This window comes from Neoactinobaculum massilliense, from assembly GCF_900604955.1.
In the GTDB taxonomy this organism is placed as follows: domain Bacteria; phylum Actinomycetota; class Actinomycetes; order Actinomycetales; family Actinomycetaceae; genus Neoactinobaculum; species Neoactinobaculum massilliense.
This window is the reverse complement of sequence record NZ_UWPE01000001.1, coordinates 883,039-905,408: the sequence shown is the minus strand read 5'-3', so window position 1 is coordinate 905,408 and position 22,370 is coordinate 883,039. Positions and strand designations below refer to the sequence as shown.

The following is a 22,370-nucleotide window of genomic DNA, read 5'->3' as shown; positions in this document are numbered from 1 at the left end:
ACATGATCCCCATGAGCCTCGGGGACGCGGCCCGGTACGCGGAGGGCACCATTACGTCCCCCGCGGCGGGCATGCTGACCGCGGCGGTGACGGACACCCGTCAGATCACGCCGGGTGCACTGTTCTGCGCTATCCATGGTGCCCGCGTGGATGGGGCCACCCTAGCCGGGCAGGCATTGGCGGGCGGGGCTCTGGCCGTGCTCACCGAGAATCCGGCGGCTGCATTGGCGAGCGGGGCCGATCCGGCCCGGATTATTGCTGTCCGCTCGGTACCGGAGGCGATGGGGAAGCTAGCCACCGCTAACCTGGCCCTGGCGCGGCAACACAATAGGGACCTGCGCGTGGTGGCCATTACCGGCTCCGTAGGGAAAACCACCACGAAGGATCTTCTGGCGGGAATAGCTATCGAGCGCGGCGAGGTAGTGGCACCGCCGGGATCCCTCAATAATGAAATCGGGCTACCTCTCACGGTGCTCCGCGTGGGCCCCACCACGGCCACGCTGGTGGCGGAAATGGGGGCGGACCATATCGGGAACATCGCCTACCTCACGTCTATTGCGCCGCCGGACGTGGCTGTTGAACTCATTGTGGCTCGCGCACACCTGGGCGAATTTGGTGGTATCGAGAACGTGGCTCGCGCTAAATCTGAACTCATCCAGGGCGAGGTGAGAGGCGGCACCTCGGTGCTCAATCTTGATGATGAGCGCGTGATGAACATGCGGCAATTCGCCACCGGCCCGGTACTAACCTTCTCGCCGGCCGGCAACCGAACCGCGGACGTGTACGCGGAGAATGTGCACATGGATGAGGCGGACCGGGCGGTGTTTGATCTGGTGACGCCAGGCGGTACACGCCACATCAGTCTGGGACTCGTGGGCGCCCACCACGTGGCCAATGCGCTGGCGGCGGCGAGCGCGGCTCTCGCGCTCGGACTGGACCTGGACGCGGTGGCGGGCCACCTGGGTGCTCACGCGGCCTCGCCGCACCGTATGGACGTCTTCACCCCGAAGCACCTTTCGGTCACCGTCATTGACGACGCCTACAACGCGAACCCGGACTCAATGCGCGCCGGCATCCGGTCGCTCGGCAGGATTGGCCGGACGGGCCGCCGCGTGGCCGTGCTGGGCGCCATGCTGGAGCTCGGTGATGCCTCGGCGCGCGAGCACGCAAGCCTTGTCGCGCCTCTGCAGGAAGCCGGCGTCAGCGCACTCGTCGTCGTCGGTAAAGAAGCACAACCACTGGCGGAGGCGGCATGCCGCGCCGGCATTGCTGTGAGATACCTGGACAGCGTCGCGGGGACGCAGGATGCCGTGACGGATATGCTCAAGGATGGCGATACGGTGCTCATCAAGGGCTCCAATGGATCGAACGTGTGGCGTGTGGCTGATGCGCTGAGGGAGGCCTGATGCTGGGAATTCTTATCTCGGGGGCCGTGGCCCTGCTGGTGGCCGGGGCCGGGACACCCCTCCTGATCCGGGTGCTGGTGCGTCAGCATGCTGGCCAGTTCATCCGCCAGGACGGCCCCACCTCTCACCTGGTCAAGCGCGGCACCCCCACCATGGGCGGGCTGATTATCATGGCCGCCGTCGTGCTTGGTTTCGCGGCGGGTTGCGCGGTGGCGGGCCGCTGGCCAAGCGCCTCCGGACTGCTGCTCATCTTCCTCATGCTGGGTATGGGCGCCGTGGGGTTCGCGGACGATTTCATTAAGATCTCCAAGAAGCAGTCTCTCGGCCTCACCCCATGGGCGAAAATGGCCGGACTGGCGCTTGTGGGCATAGTGTTTTCGGCCGCCGTGCTGGGATTCCCCAGTGAACGCAACCTCACTCCGGCCTCCTTCAACCTCTCCTTTGTGCGGGACCTCCCGCTTACCCTTGCCTTTGCCGGGGTACCGCTGGGTGTCATCCTGTTCATCCTGTGGTCCAATTTCCTGATCTCCGCCTGGTCCAATGCCGTAAACCTCACCGACGGGCTAGACGGACTGTCAACCGGCACCACCATGCTGGCCTTTGGCGCCTACACGCTGGTGGCGTTCTGGCAAAACAATCACCAGTGCACGGGAGTGCTGGACGCGCTACCGGGTTGCTACCAGGTGCGCGATCCGTGGGATGTCACCATGATCTGCGCGGCCATGGTGGGGGCCTGCTTCGGATTCCTGTGGTGGAATACGTCTCCCGCACAAATTTTCATGGGGGATACCGGATCGCTCGCCATCGGCGGCCTGTTCGCCGGCGTGTCGATTGTGACGCACACGGAGTTGCTGGCTCTCTTCCTGGGCGGGCTCTACCTCATCGAGGTACTTTCGGACGTGATCCAGGTGGGTCATTTCAAACTCACCGGGCGGCGCGTGTTCCGCATGGCCCCCATCCACCACCATTTTGAGCTGGCGGGCTGGAAGGAAATCACCGTGGTGGTGCGGTTCTGGATTATTGAGGCCCTGTTCGCGGCGGCGGGCGTGGGCATGTTCTATATGGAATGGTTGTCAAAGGTTCAATGAGCGAATTTCTAGCCGGAAAACGTGTTGCCGTGGTGGGCCTGGGGAAGTCCGGCCTCGCCTCGATCGAAGCCCTGACTCGGTTTACAGGGGCCACCGTGTCCGCCTGGGATGCGGATATGGCCAAGCTGGCCGGCGCGGTCCGGTTCCCGCTGGACACGGCGGGGAGTGACGCGGATTCCGAGGAGCTTGCCGCAAAGGTCATGGCGTGGCGGCCGGACATCATTATGCCGGCACCGGCAATCCCCGAGGTGGGGGCGCTGTTCCGCGCGGCGGCGGAGGAAAACATTCCGCTGTGGAGCGAAATCGAGTTGGCCTGGCACCTGCGTAAGCGCGACGCCGAGGGTCATGCCGCCCCCTGGCTCACGGTGACGGGTACGAACGGGAAAACGACGGCGGTGGGGCTCGCGGCCTCGATTCTTGCCGCGGCTGGCATGGGGGATAAGCCGCTGGGCAACTTCGGGAATCCGGCCGTGGTGGAGGTGGCAACCTCTGCGGCCAAGGCGTTTGTGCTGGAGCTTTCCTCCTTCCAGCTGCGCACCACCCACTCGATGGCGCCCTTGGCCAGCGTGTGCCTCAATATTGCCGACGATCACCTGGAGTGGCACGGTAGCCGCGAGGCGTACTGGGCAGCCAAAGCCCGCGTGTATGAACACGTGCAGCAGGCAGCCATTTACCCGGTGGGGGATGCGGATGTGCAGCGCATGGTGGATAACGCGGACGTCCAGGAGGGTGCCCGCGCCATCGGCATCACCCACGGTATTCCGGCCGTGGGCGAGATCGGCGTGGTGGATGGACTTATCGTGGATCGCGCCTTCGGGCCCCAGCGCTGGGAGGAGGCCGTGCCCGTCGTGGCACTCGCGGATCTGGCGCACCTGGGACCGGACGGGACGGAATTGCCGCCCTACATGCTCGACGACGTCCTGGCCGCCGTCGCCCTGACGCGCGCGCTCGGGGCGTCTCCGGCGCACATTCGAGAGGGCCTGGCTGGTGCTCATATTGGCCGGCACCGTATCGAGTTGGTGAGCACCGTGCGCGGGGTGCGCTACGTGGATGATTCCAAGGCCACGAATGCGCACGCCGCCCGCGCCGCCCTAGCCGCCCAGCGCGACCATTCGGTGGTGTGGATTGTGGGCGGACTGCCTAAGGGAGCGGAGTTCTCCGGTTTGGTGCACGACGTCGAGGCGGCGCTGCGGGGTGTCGTGGTGATCGGGAAGGATCAGGCGCCCTGGCACGCGGCACTGGATGGTGAACCGGTGCCCACCCAGTTCATTGCACCCGATTCGGACGATCCCATGCGGGAAGCCGTGCGGGCTGCCCAGCAGATGGCCGAGGACGGGGATACGGTGCTATTGGCGCCGGCTAGCGCCTCCATGGACCAGTTCACCTCCTACGCGGTGCGCGGCGAGCGCTTTGCTGAGGCCGTGAGGGAGTTGCAGTGACGGAGCAGGCGAACGGGCCTGACCCGGCGGTGGCGGATCGGGACGCACGTGTTCAGGCCGTGATGCACCAGTCGATCATTGTGCTGGCGGCGTGCGCCCTGGGCCTCACCGTGCTCGGCGTGATCATGGTGTATTCGGCCATTACGCCGGGTGCCTACCAGGACGCGGGGAATGGCGGTTCGTTCCGTAGCGCCGGATTCCAAACGGTGTACGCGGTGCTGGGCGTGATTGCGGGTGTGGTGACCGCCATTTTTCCCCTGCAGTTTTACCGGCGCTACTGGAAGTGGATTCTGGCGGCGGGGGTGCTCCTCCAGGTGCTGGTGTTTACCCCGCTGGGCGTGGCCGTGGCGGGCAATCGAAACTGGGTGGCGCTGGGGCCGGTACGTTTTCAGCCCTCCGAGTTCCTGAAACTGGCTCTCATCGTGGGGCTTGCGGCCACGGTGGTCACCGTGAAGAAACCGCGTGCCACCGAGTGGCGTGAAATTGTGCACGAGTGGCGGTGGCCATTCTTCATCACCCTCCTGGCACTCGGATCGGTGCTGGCAGGTTTTGACATGGGTACGGCCATCATTGTGGCCATGATCGCGGTTGCCGTGCTCTGGCTGGGCGGACTATCCGGGCGTTTCTTCGGCGTTATCACGCTCCTCGCCGTTCTGGCGGGTGCGCTGCTTGTGGCGATGAGCCCCTCTCGCCTTGCTCGCATTGGGGATTACTTCTCCACGCTGTTCACCATGCCCAAGGGTCCCGATCCCTCCCAGGCGGACTACGCACTGTGGGCCTTCGGGTCCGGGGGTCTAGGCGGCAGTGGGCTGGGCACCGGCGTCCAAAAGTGGCCAGGAAACATGGCGGAAGCGCAAACGGACTTCATCTTTGCCGTGGTGGGAGAAGAATTGGGCTTCTTTGGCTGCCTGGTGGTGGTGCTCATGGTGCTGGGCATCGGGTGGGCGCTGTTGCGCATCGCCCGCGCTCATCCGCACCGTTTCGCACGGTTGCTGTGCGGCGGTGTAGCCGTGTGGTTGTGCGGCCAGGCGCTGGTGAACATGCTGGTGGTGACCGGACTGCTGCCCGTATTTGGCGTGCCACTTCCCTTCATGAGCCAGGGCGGCAGTTCTGTGATCGCCTGCCTGGTGGCGGTGGGCGTGGCGCTTTCCTGCGCACTTTCTGTACCCGGCGTGCGCGAATCCTTCCGGCGTTCGCCACGCCTGGCCAGCCGGGTACGCTCTGTGGTACCTGAGGAGGCATGATGAGCAACGAAACGCACACCGCGGTACTGGCCGGTGGGGGCACCGCCGGCCACGTCAATCCGCTTCTCGCGCTGGCCAGCGAACTAAAGGGGCGCGGGTGGAACGTACAGGCCGTGGGCACGCCGGGCGGTCTAGAGGAGGACCTGGTGCCAGCGGCGCATGTTCCGCTGGCTACCGTGGCGCGTGCACCCTTCCCTCGCCGTCCCAACCTGGCGGCCGTGCGCTTCCCGCGCGATTTTCACCGCGCCGTGCGTGAGGCCCGCGCCATTCTGGAGGCAAGTGAGGCTCGCGTGGCTGTGGGCTTTGGTGGCTATGCCTCCACGCCCATCTATGTTGCCGCCCGCCGGCTGGGGATCCCCTTCGTTATTCACGAGCAGAACGTACGTCCGGGCCTGGCTAACCGGCTCGGGGCGCGGTGGGCTACGGCGGTGGGACTGACGTTCCCCTCCACTCCGTTACGCGCCACGCACGGCACCACGTTCGTCGTCGGCCTGCCGCTGCGCGCCCAGATCGCGGGACTTGCGCAGTCCCGGGACCGGGCCGGGGAGCGGGCGAGGGCGGCGGAAGCACTCGGACTGGATGCCTCTCTCCCCACACTGCTGGTGACGGGTGGATCGCTTGGTGCGCAGAAACTCAATGAGGTGGTGGCCGCCGGCGCGAAGCAACTCGCCGCGGCGGGCATACAGGTGTACCACGTGACCGGGCGTGGCAAGGATGCGCCGGTGCGGGTGGCGGCGCAGGGGCTGCCTACCTACCACGTACAGGACTACGAGACGCGAATGGAGCTGGCCTATGCGGCCGCGGATCTGGTGATCTGCCGCAGCGGGGCCGGCACGGTGGCAGAGGTGAGCGCGCTTGGTCTTCCTGCCATATACGTGCCGCTTCCGATCGGCAACGGGGAGCAGGCGCTCAATGCGCAGGATGCGGTGAGCGCCGGCGCTGCCCTGGTGGTCAAGAACGCCCAATTCTCCCAGGCCACGTTGGATACGGCGGTGAACATGCTTGGGGACACCTCCCGCCTGCACGCGATGGCCGCGGCGGGACCGGCCGTTAGTCCGGTGGACGGGGCCGCCCGGTTGGCGGATCTTGTGGAATCCGTGAGTGAGGAAAAATGATCGATCGTACATTCCATCTCATTGGTATCGGTGGTGCGGGCATGTCCGTGGTTGCGGAACTGCTCCAGGCTGAGGGTGCTACCGTCACCGGTTCGGACGCGGCTGAGTCCGCCGTGACGGCCGCGCTACGGGCGGGTGGCATCCCCGTTAATGTGCCCCAGCGGGCGGATGCGGTGCCGGAAGGCGCCATCGTGGTGGTGTCCTCGGCCATTAAGGATGCGAATCCGGAGTTGGCGGAGGCACGCCGTCGGGGCCAGACGGTCATCCATCGTTCCCAGGCCCTCGCCCTCGTTTCTGCCGGACGCGAATTCGTGGCGGTGGCCGGTGCACACGGCAAAACCACCACTTCAGGCATGATTGCGGAGGCGCTGCGTGCGGCCGGCGAGGACCCCTCCTGGGCGATCGGCGGGAGTCTGCGTGATCTCGGCGCCGGTGGACACCTGGGTGGCGGTTCTGTGATCGTGGCCGAGGCCGATGAATCTGACGGTTCCTTCCTTAACTACGCGCCACGCTTCGCCGTGGTGACCAATGTGGAACCGGATCATCTTGATCACTACGGCACCGCGGCTGCCTTTGAGGAGGCGTTCGCGGAGTTTGCGCGCCGGATCGTGAAGGGTGGGCTTCTTATTGCCTGCGGGGACGACGCCGGAGCGGCACGGCTTGGTACCAGCGCGGCACGCGAGGGTATTCGGGTAGTGAGCTATGGACGCGGGGAAGCAATCCTGGGGGCGGAGGCGCACGTGGCACTTTCCGGACACGGGGAGGTGACGCTGCGGCAGGGCGATAGGCACGCCCGCCTTCGTTTGGCGGTTCCGGGCGCTCACAATGAGCTAAATGCGGCCGGTGCCTGGGCGGCTGGACTGGAACTCGGCGTGGATCCGGTGGCGATGGCCGCCGGCCTAGCGGGGTTCGGCGGCGCCAAACGTCGCTTTGAGAAGCGTGGTGAGGCCGGCGGTGTAACCGTGATTGACGACTACGCGCATCACCCCACCGAGGTGGGCGCAACGGTCAGCGCTGCCAGGGAGCGCGTGAGAGGCCGGCTGCTGGTTCTCTTCCAGCCGCACCTGTATTCGCGCACACGCAATTTCGCACCCCAATTTGCGGCCGCTCTGGACGGGGCAGACGACGTCATTGTGACGGGTGTCTATGGCGCCCGCGAGCAGCCCTTTGACGGTATTGAGGGGAACATGATTACGCGCCTCATGAGGCGGGGACGGTTTGTCCAGGATCGCTGTGAGGCCGCCCATGAGATGGCCGCCGAGGCACAGCCTGGGGACATGATCATCACGATGGGTGCGGGCAACGTGACAGAACTGGGGCCGGTGATCCTCAAGGATCTTTCGGCATGAGAAAGCCGCATATGCCCCGTCTACCCGAGGATCAGCCGGGTGGTGCGGAACCGGGTAGTGCGGAACTGGGTGGTGCGCAGGCAGGCCGTGGGCATCGGCGTCGGAACTCCGGGGCGGATACGACGGTCCCCATGGTCCGGCACCGCTTCGGCGTCGGTAGGGCTGATGCTGCGGATGAACGCGCCACCTCCGAACCCGAAGCGACCGGGACGTCAATCTCACCAACCGATCCGAGTCACTGGGGCGGTGGCATTGTGCTTTCTCGTCCCGAACTACCGGATCTATCCAGCCGCCGCGCGCCAGCAGACCTTGATGCGCGGAAGGCCGAGCGGCGGGCGTACCGGAATCGCGCGCGCATTCGGCGCATGTCACTGGTGCTGGGCGGGGTGGTGCTGGCGGTTGCGGCCGCCTGGGCCGTGTTTTTCTCGCCCCTGACGGCTGTTCGCGCGGAAAACCTGAATGTTGCGGGCGTTGCTAGCGACGCCACGGTGTCCCACGAAGATGTAACGAACGTTCTAAGCACCGCGGTGGGTACGCCGCTTCTGCGCGTTAACACCGGTGCCCTCGCCAAGCAGGTGGAGGAACACTACCCGCAACTGCGGGACGTGCGGGTGTCCCGGGCGCCGCTTCATGGGCTCACGGTGACCGCGGCGTTGCGTACGCCCATCGGATGCGTGGAGAAGGGGAGCAGTTGCGTGGCTGTTGATGCCTCGGGGACCACGTTCCCGGTGACAAAGGATGTGGCTGGAGGGCTCACGCACATTAAGGTGACGGGCTCGGAGGCGAATATGACAACGCTGCTGGATGTGCTTGCCAGTCTCAGAGCAGACGTACGTGCTGAGGTGGAATCGGCCACTATTCTGGAGAACTCGCGCATTCAGCTCAATCTATCCAAAGGGCGCTCCGTGGTATGGGGCGACGCCTCGAACGCGGATCTTAAGGCGCAGGTGCTGCGTGTTCTTCTTACGCAGACCACCGGTACCGTATTCGACGTTTCCGAGCCCACGGCGCCCTTTGTCAAATAGCTTGGCGAGTGCCGGACAAATATCGGGCGGCAGTTGCGGGATGGGTCCGCGTAAGGTTCGCGACACGCGGCGAACAGGAATTGCAGGTTTGTAATTAACCCAATATCTTGTGCCCGGCATCGGACACAGAAACCCTCAAGTTGTGGTTGAGGGGTGGAGGTAGAGGACATGGCGGAGTTGAATAACGCGGCCTCAATCAAGGTGATCGGCGTGGGCGGCGGTGGCGTCAACGCGGTGGATCGCATGATTGAGGACGGCCTAGCGGGGGTGGAATTCATCGCGGTGAACACGGATGCGCAATCACTCATGAAGTCTTCCGCGGAAACCAAGCTGGATATCGGGCGCGACGTCTCCAAAGGCCTGGGTGCTGGCGCGGACCCGACGGTGGGTAAGCGCGCGGCCGAGGAAAACCAGGAATTCATCGCGCAGGCCGTAGACGGCGCCGACATGGTGTTCGTGACCGCGGGGGAGGGCGGCGGTACGGGTACCGGCGCCGCACCTATTGTGGCCAAGGCCGCGCGTGAAGCCGGCGCGCTCACCGTGGGTGTGGTGACCCGTCCCTTTGACTTCGAGGGCGCACAGCGTGCAAAGAATGCACGTGAGGGGATCGCGGAACTACGGGACGCCGTCGACACGCTCATTGTGATCCCGAACGATCGTCTCATTGAGATCAGTGAGGAGGATCTGTCCGTGCTGGAATCGTTCCACCTGGCCGATGAGGTACTTCGCAACGGTGTCAAGGGCATCTCTGATCTCATCACCATCCCGGGTGTGGTTAATGTGGACTTCGCGGACGTGAAGACGATCATGAAGGACGCCGGCACGGCACTCATGGGCATCGGTGAGGCCAACGGTGAGGACCGCGCCATGCGGGCCACCGAGAGCGCCATCTCCTCGCCGCTACTGGAGGCATCGATTGAGGGCGCCCACGGCGTGCTGGTGGGCTACCAGGCCGGGCCGGACTTTGGCATGAAGGAGTTCCAGCGCGCCTCGCAGCTGGTGAAGGAATCGGTGGATTCCAAGGCGAATATCATCATTGGCCTCATTGTGGATGAGTCGCTGGGTGACGATGTGCGGGTCACCGTGATCGCGGCCGGTTTCGATGAAAAGGAGGATCCACTCCTTTCGCTGGACCATATGCCGGCTGATATGCCCGCGCAGGTGGAGGATGAGCCGGAGCCCGAGGTAGAGGAGCCGGCACCGGAGCCCGCCGCGCCTGCCCAGCCCTCTGCCCCGCAGCACGCGGAATCGCCGCGTGCTGCTTATCGTCCAGAGAATCCGCGTCCGCATCGTTCGGAACTGGATATCCCGGACTTCCTCTTTGAGGACAACTAGCCGGTAGGGCCGTTGGAGGCTGTGTCTGATGAAACTGGCCGAAGTAGCAACGAAGGGCGCCTGGCGCGTGTACGCCGGGTTCACCACGCGTGCCGGCGGCTTCTCCAACGGCCCCTACCACGCGTTCAACCTGGGCTATCACACGGGTGATGACCCGGCGGTGGTCACCCGTAACCGTCAGCTTCTGGCGGATTACCTGGGCGTTACGCCTGTTTCCATGGAGCAGGTGCACGGCGCCACCATTCGTAGCGCCACCCAGCAGGATGCGGTCCGCACGCCTCACGGAGATATCGCGGAAACGGATGGTCTCATCCTGGATCTGACCGAATCAGGAAGCGCGATTGCGGCTGCGGTCATGGTGGCCGATTGCGTTCCGCTGCTCCTCGTCTCCACTGCCTATCCCCGCGGCGCCGTCGTCCATGTGGGCCGGAAGGGACTGCTGGCGGGAATTGCGCCGAAAGCGGTGCGTACGCTTGGCGGCCCGGAGGGGCTGGAGGCGTTCATCGGTCCATCCATCGCGGGGGCGGACTATGAGGTACCGGCCGCAATGCGTGACGCCGCCGCAGCACTCATTCCGGAGGCCGCGTGCATCACCCGCTGGGGAACGCCGGGTATTGACGTGCCGGGTGGGCTGGCAGCGCAATTACGGCGAGCCGGCGTTACGTCCATTCACCGGGACGGACGCTCGACGTTTCAGGATCCTGCTTTCTACTCCTATCGCCGCTCCGCGCAGACGGGCCGCTTTGCTGGCGTACTCGCGCTGTATCCGGCTCCGCCCGGCGCCCCCACTCACCCCGTGCGACACGCCGAATAGCTGCCCGCCCGGCGCGCACACTTCATACTTGGACATAGCAACGGAAGGAATCCCATGGGAATGTTTCAGCGGTTCGTTTCAAAGGCCACGCTCAACGACGATGACTTTGCCGAGGACGAGGACTACTTCGAGGACGGCGAGGAATATGCCGAGCCTGAGGGGACGGACACGGATGTGTCCCCGATCCGCGCGGTAGCCCCCGCCGTGGATATTGCGCGCATCGTGACGGCGAAGCCGGCCTCCTTTGCGGATGTGCGCGGTTTTGCGGAAAAGTTCCGCTCCGGGCTCCCGGTGATCCTCAATCTCGCGGCCGCAGATGATGCGGCACGGCACCGGATCGTGGACTTTGCCACCGGCCTGTGCTTTGGGCTGCACGGGGATCTCAACAAGATTTCCGGAGAGGTTATCCTCATGACCCCGCATTCCGTGCACCTGGAATCTCAGCGTCCGGATGGTGATTCGCTCTGATTGGCTATATTCTCTCCGGGCTGATTCAGCTCTACCTACTTGTCCTGGTAGGGAGGGCCATCTATGACCTGGTGCTCATGACGGCGCGGGATTGGACGCCACGCGGGTTCCTGCTCGTGGTCGGCAATGTGATATTCAAGCTCACAGATCCGCCGCTGCGCTGGCTCCGTAAGTTCATTCCGCCCCTGCGGTTCGGTGGTGTGGCACTGGATATGGGATTCCTGGTGCTGTTTATTGGCCTGCAGATTCTCTCCTCTGTGGTGGTGCGTTTGTTCTAGGGGAGCTCAACAAAGTGTCGGATCCGGGCGCAAATTAGCTGAATCCTGTACAGTGAACGAAGGAATGGCTGTTTTGCCTCGGAAACATAGCGAAGTTATAATTTCGTTACTAGTGGGGTGAAGTGGCCCCGGGCGGGCACGTGGTGTTCGTTGACTCAAGATTTCCGAGGTGAGGGGGATGGCGTTGCTGACATACCAAGATGTGCTCAACATTCGCTTCAAGCAACCCGAGAGCGTGGAGCACGGGTACGACAACGACGAGGTGGATTGGTTCCTCGATCAGGTGGCCGAAACCGTGGAGCAGCTCACCAAGCAGCGCGATGATGCCAACCATCGCGCTGAGGTGGCGGAAGCAAAGGTGACGGAGCTGCAGGGCGCCGGCCAGGGCGAGGCGCCCGCACCGGATTCAGCTACGGGTACCACCACCTTCGCTAATACGGCTGCCGCTTCCGAATCTGAGAATGCGCAGTCGGCGGCTTCCGTGCTGGTGTTGGCGCAGCAGGTTCATGACAAGCTGGTGGCTGAAGGTCAGCAGGAGCATGACAAGCTCGTCTCCGATGGTCAGCAGGAGCATGACAAGCTGGTGACCGAAGCTAAGGACAAGAGCGACAAGATGGTGGCGGAGGCTGAGGCCACCCACAACCGCACGCTTGCGCAGCTGGAGCAGCAGCGTGGTCTGCAGGAGCGCAAGATCTCCGAGCTACGCGACTTCGAGCGCGATTACCGTACTCGGCTGCGCAGCTACCTCACGTCTCTTATTGAGAACGTGGAGGGTGGTTCTCAGGAGCAGGCTAACTAGTACGCTGAGTGCGGGTGGGGGATTCCTCGCCCGCATTTTGTACCGGGTGAGGGTGCGCAGGCGTTAGTTCGACGCCGTCTGCTTCGGTTCTAGCGGGCACCGGACACGGGTGGTTCCGGCGGCTTGGACAGACACCTGATACAGCGAACGGAGGAATATGGCAAAGAGGATTCGGCGCCCGTTCTGGCCGTACGCGGCAGTGGCGGTGCTGGTTGTAGTGGCGGATCAGCTCACGAAGGCGTGGGCGGAGTCCAGCCTGGCCGGCGGTGCCATGCGTCCTCTACTTGGCCACGCGCTGTATCTCAAACTGGTGTATAACCCTGGTACGGCGCTCTCGCTGGGGTCGAATTCCACGCTCCTGATATCCATCATCGCTATCGCTGCCGTGGTGGTGCTGCCCTTTGCGGCCGTTCGCACGCGCGGCCTTACCCGGGCTTCCGTCGCGCTCATTTGGGCGGGTGCCGCCGGCAACCTGATTGACCGACTGACCAATACCCCCGGCGTACTTCGGGGTGAAGTGGTGGATTTTATTGGCTACGGGAGCTGGTTCGTGGGCAACGTTGCGGATATTGCGCTGGTGCTCGGCGTCGTGATGCTTGTCATATCCGCGTTTACCGAGGGCTCACATGAGTGAACACCGGTATTACCCGGTGCCTAACCAGTTCGAGGAAACCCGGGTGGATGTTGTGGTGGCCAAGATGACGGGCATGTCCCGTTCGAAGGCCGCCGCGCTGGTGGAGGCAGGCGCCGTGACCGTGGACGGAGCCAAGGCGGCAAAGTCTGTGCGCGTGTCCTCGGGCCAGGTGCTGGAGGTGGATGTACCGGATCCACGTCCCATTGGGCCGGTACCTACCCCCGCGGATCTGCCCATTCTTTACGAGGATGCGGACCTGGTGGTGGTTAATAAGCCGGCCGGCATGACGGCGCATCCATCGTTGAATTTTGAGGGTCCCGATGTGCTTGGGGCGCTCATGGCCGCTGGGCGCCAGCTGTCGGACTATGGGCCGCCCGAGCGCCGTGGAATTGTTCACCGGCTGGATGTGGGCACCTCCGGCTGCATGGTGGTGGCGAAGTCGCGCCGCGCTTATATCAGTCTCAAACAGCAGTTCCGGGACCGGACGGTGGAGAAGATCTACCACGCGGTGGTGCAGGGGCACCCGGATCCGTTGGCGGGCACTATCGACGCTCCTATCGGCCGGGATTACCGGCACCAGTGGAAGATGGCCATTCGGGAGGGTGGGCGCCATGCGGTGACGCACTATTCCACCCTGGAGGCAATGGCGGGCGGTACCCTGCTGCGCGTTCACCTGGAGACGGGACGCACCCATCAGATTCGTGTGCATATGAGCGCCGTGGGACATCCGTGCGCGGGGGACGAGATGTACGGTGCGGATCCTACCCTTTCCGCGCGGCTGGGCCTCACGCGGCAGTGGCTGCATGCGGTTCACCTGGGGTTCACGCACCCGGATGGTTCGTGGCGTACGTTTGATTCCACCTACCCGGAGGATCTGGAGCGTGCCCTGGAGCTGTTACGCGACGGAGTATTCAAATGATTGAGATCGTCGAGGGTGAACTGGAGCGCTGCCTGGCAATTCGCCGTGAGGTGTTCATGGGGGAGCAGAACGTCACCGAGGCGGAAGAGATGGACGGCCGCGATGGGGCGCCCACGGTCCAGGTGCTTGCGGTGGTGGACGGTGTGGATTGCGGGTGCGCGCGTATTTTGTACGACGCCGCCGCCCGCGTACATCTCGGCCGCGTGGCCGTGCGTCGCCCGTTCCGCGGGCAGGGTATTGGCATGGACCTCGTGAACGGCGCACGGGATGTGGCCCTGCGCCATTTCGCGGTGGACGGAACACTCACGATCACGCTGGATGCGCAGGAGTACGCCATCGGGTTCTACGAGCGGGCCGGCTACACACTCACCGAAAGGGAGCGTTTCCTCGATGCGGGGATCTGGCACCGGGAAATGGCGCAAACTATCACCCGGTAGCGGGTTGCTAAACCCGCGGGTGCGGTAACGGAAAGACGCGGCCACACACGGCTCTATCGTCGGTATGACGCGTCTACTACGCAAGAACGCCGGTGACCGGACACGGGGCGGCGTAGGGCGGCGTCGTCGAACGGGCAGTGAAACCGAGAACGGCATACGTGGGAGGCGGTCTATAGAATCGGGCACATGGCAACCGATTTCGTCCACCTGCACGTGCATACCGAGTACTCGCTGCTTGACGGCGCCGCCAAGATCAAGGACCTGGTGGCGGAAGCCAAACGGCTGGGGCAGAAGTCGCTGGCCATCACGGATCACGGCAACTGCTTTGGTGCGTTCAAGTTCTACAACGAATGCAAAGCGCAGGGCATTAATCCGATCATCGGCATGGAAGCCTACATGACCCCGGGTACGTCCCGATTCGGGCATGATCGCGTGCTGTGGGGTACGGAGGCGCAGCGCTCGGATGATGTGTCAGCGCGCGGAGCCTACACGCACATGACACTGCTGTCCTACTCCACGGAAGGTATGCACAACCTCTTCCGACTTGCCTCGCAGGCCTCGTTGGATGGGCAGATGGGGAAGTGGGCTCGGGCGGACGAAGAACTGCTGGAGCGCTACCACACCGGGCTCATTGGGACGGCGGGCTGCCCGTCCGGTGCCGTGCAAACCCACCTGCGCCTGGGCCAGGAGAAGGAGGCGCTGGAATACGCGGGCCACATGCAGGAGATCTTCGGCAGGGAAAACTACTACGTGGAAGTGATGGATCACGGCATCGATGTGGAGCGCCGTACCCACAACCAACTGCTGGAACTAGCCAAGAAGATTGATGCGCCTATCATTGCCACCAATGATTCCCACTACGTGACCAAACAGGATGCGCGTATCCAGGACGCCATGCTGTGCATCAATTCCGGCTCCACCCTCAATGATCCGGACCGCTTCCATTTTGACGGGTCCGGCTACTATCTGAAGTCCGGGGAGGAAATGGAGCGCCTGTTTGGGGATATCCCCGGGGCGCTCACAAATACGGTGGAAATTGGCGAACGCGTGCACGTGGAATTCCAAACCGCGGCCGAGGGTGCCAATTACATGCCCATCTTCCCCGTGCCGGAGGGGGAAACCTTGACCTCCTGGTTCATGAAGCAGGTAGAGGTGGGCCTTCACTCCCGCTATGGCGAATCTATTCCGCAGGACGTGCGCGAGCGCGCGGACTACGAGGTGGGTGTGATTGTCCAGATGGGCTTCCCGGGATACTTCCTGGTAGTCCAGGACTACATCCAGTGGGCCCGCCACAATGGCATCCGGGTGGGACCGGGGCGTGGTTCCGCGGCCGGCTCCATGGTGGCCTACGCACTTCATATCACGGAACTTGATCCGATCAAGAATGGCCTCCTGTTCGAGCGCTTCCTCAACCCCGAGCGCATCTCCATGCCCGATATTGACGTGGACTTTGATGAACGGCGGCGCATGGAGGTACTGGACTACGTCCAGCACCGCTACGGGGCGGACAAAGTGTCCCAGGTGGTCACGTTCGGCACCATCAAAACCAAGCAGGCGCTCAAGGATTCGTCCCGCATTCAGGGCTATCCGTTTGAGATGGGCGAGCGGATGACGAAGGCGCTGCCACCCTCGGTCCAGGGCAAGGACATCAAGCTGGCGGACGTGTACAACAAGGATGCCGCACGCTTCGCGGAGGCGGGGGAATTCCGCGAACTGGTGGATTCGGATCCGGACGCCAAAAAAGTATTTGATCTGGCCACCGGTATTGAGGGCCTCTCCCGCCAGTGGGGCGTACACGCCTGCGCCGTGCTCATGAGTTCCGCTCCGCTCACGGACGTGATTCCTGTCATGAAGCGCCCAGCGGATGGCGCGGTCATCACGCAGTTCGAGTACCCGGAGTGCGAGAACCTGGGCATCCTCAAGATGGACTTCCTTGGCCTGTCAAACCTGACCACCATTGATGACGCCCTCGAAAACATCGTGAACAACGGCAAGGAACCGCTGGTCATCGAGGACGTCCCCATGGATGACAAAAAGACGTTCGAGCTGATTGGGCGGGCAGAAACGCTTGGCGTGTTCCAGCTGGATGGCTCGGGTATGCGCACGCTCCTCAAGCAGATGAAGCCCACCAACTTTGAGGATATTTCCGCTGTTTCCGCGCTGTATCGCCCGGGCCCCATGGGGGTGGGATCTCACACGAACTATGCGCTCCGCAAGAACGGACGCCAGGAAATCACCCCGATTCACCCGGAGCTGGAGGAAGCGCTCCACGATATTCTGGCCCCCACCTACGGTCTCATCGTCTACCAGGAGCAGGTGATGATGATCGCCCGCAAGGTCGCGAACTTCACCATGGGTGAGGCCGACGCCCTCCGTAAGGCCATGGGTAAGAAGAAACTGGCCGTACTAAACAAGATGTACGGCAAGTTTGAAAGCGGCATGCTGGAGAACGGCTACTCGAAAGACGCCGTGGAAACCCTCTGGGGCGTGCTGCTGCCTTTCGCCCAGTACGCGTTTAACAAGTCCCACTCGGCCTGCTACGGCGTGGTCTCCTATTGGACGGCCTACCTCAAGGCGCACTATCCCACCGAATACATGGCGGCCGTGCTCACCTCCCGGAAGGACAACCGCACCAAGCTGGCTGTCTACCTCGGTGAGGTGCGCCGCATGGGCATTACGGTGCTGGTCCCGGACGTCAACGAATCACAGGCAAACTTCTCCGCCGTGGGCTCTGATATTCGCTTCGGTCTCTCTGCCGTGAAGAATGTGGGTCAGCCGGTGGTGGAGGGCATTATCAAGGCCCGGGAGGAAAAAGGTAAGTTCACCTCCTTCCAGGACTTCCTGGACAAGGTGGAACTGCCCGTGCTCAATAAGCGTGCCCTGGAGTGCCTGGTCAAGGCGGGCGCATTTGACTCCTTCGGGTACACGCGGCGCGCCCTGCTGACCCGCGTGGATGAGGCGGTGGATTCCACCGTGTCTCTCAAGCGCAACGAAGCCGTGGGTCAATTTGACCTGTTCGGCGGGGCCAGTGAGTCCGTGAGCGTACAGATCGAGGTACCGGAGCTGCCGGAGTGGGACAAGCGGGAGAAGCTCAACAACGAGCGCGACATGCTGGGCCTCTACGTGTCGGACCATCCACTCTCCGGCATGGAGAATGTGCTTAACCGCGCGGCGGATGCTCACATCATTGACTTGCTCGATGATGAGGCGCCGGCGGACCGCAGCGTGGTGACGCTTGCGGGCCTCATTACCAATGTGCAAACGCGTGTTTCCAAGAAAAACGGAAAAATGTGGGCAACGGTCACGCTGGAGGATCTCACCGGTTCCATTGAGATCAACTTCTTCCCGGCTACCTACCAGACGGTGTCCACCATGCTGGAGCGGGACCAACTGGCCATTGTGCGTGCTCGCGTTCAGGAGCGTGATGATTCCATCCAGCTTTCCGCGCAGGATCTCAAGCTGCCCTCCGGCTCACTCATGCCGGACGCGCCGATTGATCTCAGTATGAACGAGCGCATGGCCACCCCCGGACTTATGGATCGCCTGGCCGAAACGCTGCGTGATTATCCGGGTGGCGCGCCCGTGCGTATTCATATTCAGAGTCCCCGGCGCACGGTGGTGGTTCAGGTGGGCAAGGACTTCTATGTCAAGCCCGACGCCGGGTTGTTCTCTGACCTGCGCGTGCTGCTCGGCCGTAACTGCGTGCTTGGTTAGAGGCCGGCCGCGTCCACCACGCGCATGGCCGGGGCGGCGCCGGCCAATTGGACCACGTCACCGGCAGCGAGACGGTGGCCGCGGTGTGCGAGCGTCGTGCCATTGACCGTCACCTCGCCGGCGTCGATCGCTTCGCGCGCCATGCCGCCGGTTTCCGCCAATCCTGAGAGCTTGACGAACTGGCCCAGCTTGATAGGAAGCCGAACGGGAACATCGATGGTGCGTGGACCTGTGGTCATGCTGTGATCTCCTCCTGTGCTGGTACGGCCAGTCGCCGTCTCCGGTACACAATGTAGGCGATTCCAGCCGCCACGAGTAGCGCGATGCCGGCAGCGCCCCATGGTGAGCGCATCGCGGTGCCGATGATCGCTGCCCAGGCGGCAAACCCGATCGTTGAATAAATGGTTGCCCATCCCAGCCATCCCGGCAGTGCGGCGGCGATGAAACGCCAGCCGCGCATTCCTAGTAATCCGGCCGCGAGAATCACGGCGGTCTGCACGCCTACGGTGAAGAAACATAGTGTCACCAGCGGCCATCCTCGTTGATTCAACTTATCTACCGCGTGTTGTGTGGACGGCGCGTGTATGGCGATCCACGCCCGCTGAGCCACTCCGTTCTTCGGTTCACGCTGATGAGCAACGAGGTAGTGGCCGTATCGGCCGATCCAGAACGTGGTGGTGGAGCGGAGTGCTACCCCGCACATAAGAAAAAGGAACACTAACGTGAATGGTTTGTCGGCAAGGAACGGAATCATAACACCCTCCCAGGGGACACCCTGTCGCGAAATTAGTGCCCGTGAATCGGCGGAGATTCGCGGACGGAACTGTCCTTATGATATCGGGTGTCGCAGGTGGGGCGCGCTGAGCGGCCGGGTAGCGCGGTGGACGGTCAGCATAGGACGGTCAGCATAGGATGGCGGCCGGCGTAGGACGGGCGAATAGTGCGATGCAGCGCCGGTGGTGAGTGATTACTCGGCGCTACTGATCGTTGTCCAGGACGGCCAGTTACTCGTCGTCGGCGCTGACACCGGCAGCGCGGCAGGAGGAACAGAGCCCGCGCACCTCAATGGTGTGCTGAACACCCGTGAACCCGGAATCGGTGGCAATCCGGGCTAGTAGCTTTTCGGCCTCGGGCGCCTCGAACTCGACGGTGCGTCCGCAATGCCAGCACACCAGGTGGTGATGGTGAACCGGGGTGGCACAGTGCCGATAGAGCACCTGGCCGCTCTCGTCTTGGATGGTGTCAAGCTTGCCTGATTCGGCGAGCGCCTGCAGATTGCGGTACACGGTAGCCAGACCAATCCGGTGGCCCTGGGTATCCAGGACCGCTTTCAGGTGCTGGGCGGAGGTAAATTCGTCAATGGTGGTCATGGCGGTCGCGATGGCGGTGCGCTGCGAGGTGCGGCGAAGGTTGACCAAGGGTTTCCTTTCTTTTTGGTGCTGGTTGCGATACGGATGGCTGGCTGATTGCCACCGGTTACGGGCCGGTTCTTACGGTCTGGCCGTGCTTACTCGCGGCGTGCTACGGCGTCGTACAAGTGCGAGGCAGGTAGCCGTGAGCACGTAGACGGCGATAAGCAGTACCACGATGGTGGCGCCCGGAGAGATCGCCACGAACCACGTGATGGTGAGGCCCACCAGCGAGGTAACCGCGCCGATCCCCATGGCCCATCGCTGCGTGGCCGTGAATGAGCGAGTAAACAGCTGCGCGGTGGCGTTCGGGACGATCATAATGGCGGAGACCAACAGCACCCCAACCACGCGCATGGAGACGGCGACGGTCAGAGCGGCGAGGACCGCGATGAGCACGTTCCAGTGGCGCGCCGCCAGGCCGGAGGAGCGGGCGAAGCCTTCGTCGTTGGTTACGGAAAACATGGGGCCGCGCAGTCCCAGTCCCACTACGCCCACCACGACGGCGAGGACCACGGTGTAGATAACGTCCAGGTTAGATACGGTGGAGATCGAGCCGAATAGGTAGTAGTTGAGGTTCGCGGCCGTACCGCCACCCAGCGTAATAAGCAACACGCCGAGAGCGATGCCGCCATAAAACAGGATGGCCAGCGCCGTGTCTGAGGAGTTATGGCCCGCCGAGCGCATCCATTCGATCAACAGCGCACCCACCACGGCGATGAGGAAGGCGCCGCTCACGGCGAAATCGTCGGGGGCCACGCCCACCCAGCTGGCCGCCAGCCAGCCGAGGGCCACGCCCGTCAACGCCACGTGGCCGATACCATCACCCATGAGCGCCATACCGCGCTGCACCAGATAGCTGCCCACGATCGGCGCGGTGATACCCACCAGTAGCGCTACGGCGAGGGAGCGCTGCATGAGCTCCACGGAGAGCATTTGCGCCAGTGCACTAATCATTGTTTTCCTCCGCACGGTTGGGTGTGCCACCCTGTACGACGCCGGTTACGTACGCGGATTGCGGGGTGGCGGTTGTGTTTGTGGTGCCGGAAGTTGGCGGTGTGGCGGTTACGTCCGCCGTTTTCGAGGCTGGTGGTGTGATCGCTGCGCCTGAGGCTGGCGGTGTGGCGTTTGTACCCGCGATTCGGCGCATAACGTGGTCGATTTCGTGGGTGCCTTCACGGAAGGCTCCGTCCGCCACCTTGCGGCCGTCCTCGATGTGAATATTGCGGTCGATGAGATGCTCCAGTTCCTCGATTTCGTGGAGCACCATGATCAGGGTGATGCCCTCCTGCTTGGCGGCGTGGAGTGCGCTGGCCAGGGCTTCGCGGGACTCACGATCAATGCCGGCAAGTGGCTCATCGAGGATCAGGAGGTCCGGGTGGCGAACCAGGGCCCGGGCAATGAGGACTCGGTGCTGTTGCCCGCCAGAGAATACGGCGACGGGATCTTTGGCACGATGCCGGAGCCCAACGGCGTCGAGCGCGGCGAGGGCCTTCCGCTTAGCTGCGTGACCGTAGGCGCCGAAGGGGTGCCCGCCGGAGATGAGGCCGGAGCGGACTACTTCGAGCGCGGAGGCGGGCATGCTGCCGCCGTGCGCCATCTGCTGGGGAACGTAGCCTAGCCGGGACCACGCGACCGTGCGGGGGCGAGACACCTCGGCGCCGAAGAGACGCGCGTGTCCCGTATACGGATACACGCCGGTCAGTGCCTTCACCAGGGTGGACTTTCCCGAACCGTTGGCCCCGAAAATGCCCACGGTTTCGCCGGGTTGTACAGAAAGGCTGATATCGCGCAGAATCTCGGTGCCGCCCATGCGTACACCGAGATTCTCCGCTTCCAGCACAGGCTGGACTACTTGCATGCGAGCGCCTTCCTTAGCGCGGTCAAATTCGATTCCATAGCGTCAAGATAGTCCCCGTGTTCCGGCTTAGCTTCCAGAGTGGCCAGGACATCCGTTTGCGCACCGGCCTGCGAGGCGAGTGCCTCCGCCGTCTTGGGGGAGAGGAGTTCCTCGGTGAACACGGTGGTGGCGCCGGTTTCCTTCATGGCGGCTGCCACCCGCTTGAGATCGGCGGGAGAAGGATCCGAATCCGGATCAATGCCGGAAATGGATACCTGCGTCAGGCCGTAGCGGTCGGTGAGATAGCCGAATGCCGCGTGCGAGGTGACGACGTCCTTACGCTCGCACTGGTTGAGTCCGGCGGAGAACTTGGCCGAGAGCGCCTCGAGTTTGGTGGTCACCGCGGCCAGGTTTGTCTGGTATGTCTGGGTGCCCGCGGGATCCATCTTTTCCAGGGTGGCCGCAATGGTCTTCGCCGCGGACGTCATACGCTGCGGGTCCAGCCAGAAGTGGGGATCCAGGGTGGTATCCGTGTGCGCGCCACCGGCGGAGGCGTGCTTGACAAGGTTAACTGAACCGGAGAGATCCACCGGCTTGGCCTTCGCGAGTGACCCCGCGGCCTCGTCCACGGACGGTTGGAATCCGGCCACGTAGAACAGGGCGCTGGTGGCATCGATCGAGGCGATTGCCTTGGGTGCGAGCTCGAAGTCATGCGGCTCTACATTATTAGGCGTGGCACTAGCAACCGTCACGCGATTACCGCCCACCTGCTCGGTGAGCCAGGCGATCGGGTAGAAGGAGGCGGTCACGTTCAAGGTTTTTTCGTTCGACGCCGTTGCAGCTCCGTTGCTTGTAGCGCTGGATCCGGTACCCGCACAGGCGGACAAGCCAATGGTCAGTGTTGCGAGCGCGGCCAGTGCGCTGATCATATGCTTTCTCATGAGAATGATTCTCAGCCTTTTTGAGAATCGTTGTCAATTTGTATGGCTGTGTGCTGACGCACTGTTTGGGTGCCGAGAAGGTCATGTTCGGCTGGGTGGGTGAATGGTATCGGCAT

General features: G+C 63.4%; 22 protein-coding genes. 16 read left to right on the top strand and 6 right to left on the bottom strand.

Annotated elements, in window-relative coordinates:
- Window positions 1–2 precede the first annotated feature (2 nt).
- The 16 genes from EIH27_RS03935 (at window position 3) to dnaE (ending at window position 18,064) form a co-directional block, all read left to right on the top strand.
- On the top strand, window positions 3–1,406 hold the full coding sequence (locus EIH27_RS03935; protein ID WP_124039642.1) for a UDP-N-acetylmuramoyl-tripeptide--D-alanyl-D-alanine ligase: 1,404 nt from the start codon (window positions 3–5) through the stop codon (window positions 1,404–1,406).
- Complete coding sequence (gene mraY / locus EIH27_RS03930; protein ID WP_124039641.1) at window positions 1,406–2,494, top strand: phospho-N-acetylmuramoyl-pentapeptide-transferase; 1,089 nt, start codon at window positions 1,406–1,408, stop codon at window positions 2,492–2,494. Before EIH27_RS03935 ends, mraY begins: the two co-directional genes overlap by 1 nt.
- A complete protein-coding gene (gene murD, locus EIH27_RS03925; RefSeq protein WP_241152958.1) occupies window positions 2,491–3,933 on the top strand; it encodes a UDP-N-acetylmuramoyl-L-alanine--D-glutamate ligase in 1,443 nt (480 codons plus the stop codon). Before mraY ends, murD begins: the two co-directional genes overlap by 4 nt.
- Entirely contained in the window at window positions 3,930–5,177 is a 1,248-nt protein-coding gene (locus EIH27_RS03920; RefSeq protein WP_241152957.1) for an FtsW/RodA/SpoVE family cell cycle protein, read from the top strand. The genes murD and EIH27_RS03920 overlap by 4 nt, the downstream gene beginning before the upstream one ends.
- A complete protein-coding gene (gene murG, locus EIH27_RS03915; protein ID WP_241152956.1) occupies window positions 5,174–6,292 on the top strand; it encodes an undecaprenyldiphospho-muramoylpentapeptide beta-N-acetylglucosaminyltransferase in 1,119 nt (372 codons plus the stop codon). The genes EIH27_RS03920 and murG overlap by 4 nt, the downstream gene beginning before the upstream one ends.
- A complete protein-coding gene (gene murC / locus EIH27_RS03910; RefSeq protein ID WP_124039639.1) occupies window positions 6,289–7,641 on the top strand; it encodes a UDP-N-acetylmuramate--L-alanine ligase in 1,353 nt (450 codons plus the stop codon). Before murG ends, murC begins: the two co-directional genes overlap by 4 nt.
- Complete coding sequence (locus EIH27_RS03905; RefSeq protein ID WP_124039638.1) at window positions 7,638–8,666, top strand: cell division protein FtsQ/DivIB; 1,029 nt, start codon at window positions 7,638–7,640, stop codon at window positions 8,664–8,666. Before murC ends, EIH27_RS03905 begins: the two co-directional genes overlap by 4 nt.
- Before the next feature lie 168 nt (window positions 8,667–8,834).
- The gene (gene ftsZ / locus EIH27_RS03900) at window positions 8,835–10,001 is read left to right on the top strand and encodes a cell division protein FtsZ (protein WP_124039637.1); all 1,167 of its coding nucleotides are present in this window, start codon (window positions 8,835–8,837) and stop codon (window positions 9,999–10,001) included.
- 28 nt (window positions 10,002–10,029) lie between these two features.
- Window positions 10,030–10,815, top strand: a complete 786-nt coding sequence (locus EIH27_RS03895; protein WP_124039636.1) for a purine nucleoside phosphorylase YfiH/LACC1 family protein — start codon at window positions 10,030–10,032, stop codon at window positions 10,813–10,815.
- Window positions 10,816–10,869: 54 nt separating this feature from the next.
- Complete coding sequence (locus EIH27_RS03890; protein WP_124039635.1) at window positions 10,870–11,283, top strand: cell division protein SepF; 414 nt, start codon at window positions 10,870–10,872, stop codon at window positions 11,281–11,283.
- Entirely contained in the window at window positions 11,280–11,561 is a 282-nt protein-coding gene (locus tag EIH27_RS03885; RefSeq protein WP_124039634.1) for a YggT family protein, read from the top strand. The genes EIH27_RS03890 and EIH27_RS03885 overlap by 4 nt, the downstream gene beginning before the upstream one ends.
- Window positions 11,562–11,739: 178 nt before the next feature.
- On the top strand, window positions 11,740–12,360 hold the full coding sequence (locus EIH27_RS03880; RefSeq protein ID WP_124039633.1) for a DivIVA domain-containing protein: 621 nt from the start codon (window positions 11,740–11,742) through the stop codon (window positions 12,358–12,360).
- 157 nt (window positions 12,361–12,517) lie between these two features.
- Window positions 12,518–12,994: a signal peptidase II gene (lspA, locus tag EIH27_RS03875; protein WP_124039632.1), complete on the top strand. Its 477-nt coding sequence runs from the start codon at window positions 12,518–12,520 to the stop codon at window positions 12,992–12,994.
- Entirely contained in the window at window positions 12,987–13,913 is a 927-nt protein-coding gene (locus tag EIH27_RS03870; protein WP_124039631.1) for an RluA family pseudouridine synthase, read from the top strand. The genes lspA and EIH27_RS03870 overlap by 8 nt, the downstream gene beginning before the upstream one ends.
- Window positions 13,910–14,350: a GNAT family N-acetyltransferase gene (locus EIH27_RS03865; RefSeq protein WP_124039630.1), complete on the top strand. Its 441-nt coding sequence runs from the start codon at window positions 13,910–13,912 to the stop codon at window positions 14,348–14,350. The genes EIH27_RS03870 and EIH27_RS03865 overlap by 4 nt, the downstream gene beginning before the upstream one ends.
- 186 nt (window positions 14,351–14,536) lie before the next feature.
- Complete coding sequence (gene dnaE, locus EIH27_RS03860) at window positions 14,537–18,064, top strand: DNA polymerase III subunit alpha (protein WP_124039629.1); 3,528 nt, start codon at window positions 14,537–14,539, stop codon at window positions 18,062–18,064.
- Here the strand turns inward: dnaE and EIH27_RS03855 are convergent.
- The 6 genes from EIH27_RS03855 to EIH27_RS03830 all read right to left on the bottom strand — a co-directional run bounded on the left by EIH27_RS03855 (window position 18,061) and on the right by EIH27_RS03830 (window position 22,254).
- Window positions 18,061–18,303: an RNA-binding S4 domain-containing protein gene (locus EIH27_RS03855; protein ID WP_124039628.1), complete on the bottom strand. Its 243-nt coding sequence runs from the start codon at window positions 18,301–18,303 to the stop codon at window positions 18,061–18,063. The two genes, dnaE and EIH27_RS03855, sit on opposite strands and share 4 nt — an antisense overlap.
- On the bottom strand, window positions 18,300–18,818 hold the full coding sequence (locus EIH27_RS03850) for a DedA family protein (RefSeq protein WP_124039627.1): 519 nt from the start codon (window positions 18,816–18,818) through the stop codon (window positions 18,300–18,302). Before EIH27_RS03850 ends, EIH27_RS03855 begins: the two co-directional genes overlap by 4 nt.
- 250 nt (window positions 18,819–19,068) lie before the next feature.
- Entirely contained in the window at window positions 19,069–19,482 is a 414-nt protein-coding gene (locus EIH27_RS03845) for a Fur family transcriptional regulator (RefSeq protein WP_241152955.1), read from the bottom strand.
- Between the two features lie 72 nt (window positions 19,483–19,554).
- On the bottom strand, window positions 19,555–20,430 hold the full coding sequence (locus EIH27_RS03840) for a metal ABC transporter permease (RefSeq protein ID WP_124039626.1): 876 nt from the start codon (window positions 20,428–20,430) through the stop codon (window positions 19,555–19,557).
- Entirely contained in the window at window positions 20,423–21,334 is a 912-nt protein-coding gene (locus tag EIH27_RS03835; RefSeq protein WP_124039625.1) for a metal ABC transporter ATP-binding protein, read from the bottom strand. The genes EIH27_RS03840 and EIH27_RS03835 overlap by 8 nt, the downstream gene beginning before the upstream one ends.
- Entirely contained in the window at window positions 21,325–22,254 is a 930-nt protein-coding gene (locus EIH27_RS03830) for a metal ABC transporter substrate-binding protein (protein ID WP_124039624.1), read from the bottom strand. The genes EIH27_RS03835 and EIH27_RS03830 overlap by 10 nt, the downstream gene beginning before the upstream one ends.
- Window positions 22,255–22,370 lie beyond the last annotated feature (116 nt).

Bases quoted from the DNA above. Each gene is read 5' to 3' on its own strand.
- mraY (WP_124039641.1), top strand. From the start codon at position 1,406: ATGCTGGGAATTCTTATCTCGGGGGCCGTGGCCCTGCTGGTGGCCGGG.
- ftsZ (WP_124039637.1), top strand. From the start codon at position 8,835: ATGGCGGAGTTGAATAACGCGGCCTCAATCAAGGTGATCGGCGTGGGC.
- EIH27_RS03905 (WP_124039638.1), top strand. From the start codon at position 7,638: ATGAGAAAGCCGCATATGCCCCGTCTACCCGAGGATCAGCCGGGTGGT.
- dnaE (WP_124039629.1), top strand. From the start codon at position 14,537: ATGGCAACCGATTTCGTCCACCTGCACGTGCATACCGAGTACTCGCTG.
- murG (WP_241152956.1), top strand. From the start codon at position 5,174: ATGATGAGCAACGAAACGCACACCGCGGTACTGGCCGGTGGGGGCACC.
- EIH27_RS03870 (WP_124039631.1), top strand. From the start codon at position 12,987: ATGAGTGAACACCGGTATTACCCGGTGCCTAACCAGTTCGAGGAAACC.
- EIH27_RS03840 (WP_124039626.1), bottom strand. From the start codon at position 20,430: ATGATTAGTGCACTGGCGCAAATGCTCTCCGTGGAGCTCATGCAGCGC.
- EIH27_RS03855 (WP_124039628.1), bottom strand. From the start codon at position 18,303: ATGACCACAGGTCCACGCACCATCGATGTTCCCGTTCGGCTTCCTATC.
- lspA (WP_124039632.1), top strand. From the start codon at position 12,518: ATGGCAAAGAGGATTCGGCGCCCGTTCTGGCCGTACGCGGCAGTGGCG.
- EIH27_RS03830 (WP_124039624.1), bottom strand. From the start codon at position 22,254: ATGAGAAAGCATATGATCAGCGCACTGGCCGCGCTCGCAACACTGACC.
- murC (WP_124039639.1), top strand. From the start codon at position 6,289: ATGATCGATCGTACATTCCATCTCATTGGTATCGGTGGTGCGGGCATG.
- EIH27_RS03835 (WP_124039625.1), bottom strand. From the start codon at position 21,334: ATGCAAGTAGTCCAGCCTGTGCTGGAAGCGGAGAATCTCGGTGTACGC.
- EIH27_RS03865 (WP_124039630.1), top strand. From the start codon at position 13,910: ATGATTGAGATCGTCGAGGGTGAACTGGAGCGCTGCCTGGCAATTCGC.
- EIH27_RS03850 (WP_124039627.1), bottom strand. From the start codon at position 18,818: ATGATTCCGTTCCTTGCCGACAAACCATTCACGTTAGTGTTCCTTTTT.
- EIH27_RS03880 (WP_124039633.1), top strand. From the start codon at position 11,740: ATGGCGTTGCTGACATACCAAGATGTGCTCAACATTCGCTTCAAGCAA.
- EIH27_RS03935 (WP_124039642.1), top strand. From the start codon at position 3: ATGATCCCCATGAGCCTCGGGGACGCGGCCCGGTACGCGGAGGGCACC.
- murD (WP_241152958.1), top strand. From the start codon at position 2,491: ATGAGCGAATTTCTAGCCGGAAAACGTGTTGCCGTGGTGGGCCTGGGG.
- EIH27_RS03895 (WP_124039636.1), top strand. From the start codon at position 10,030: ATGAAACTGGCCGAAGTAGCAACGAAGGGCGCCTGGCGCGTGTACGCC.
- EIH27_RS03890 (WP_124039635.1), top strand. From the start codon at position 10,870: ATGGGAATGTTTCAGCGGTTCGTTTCAAAGGCCACGCTCAACGACGAT.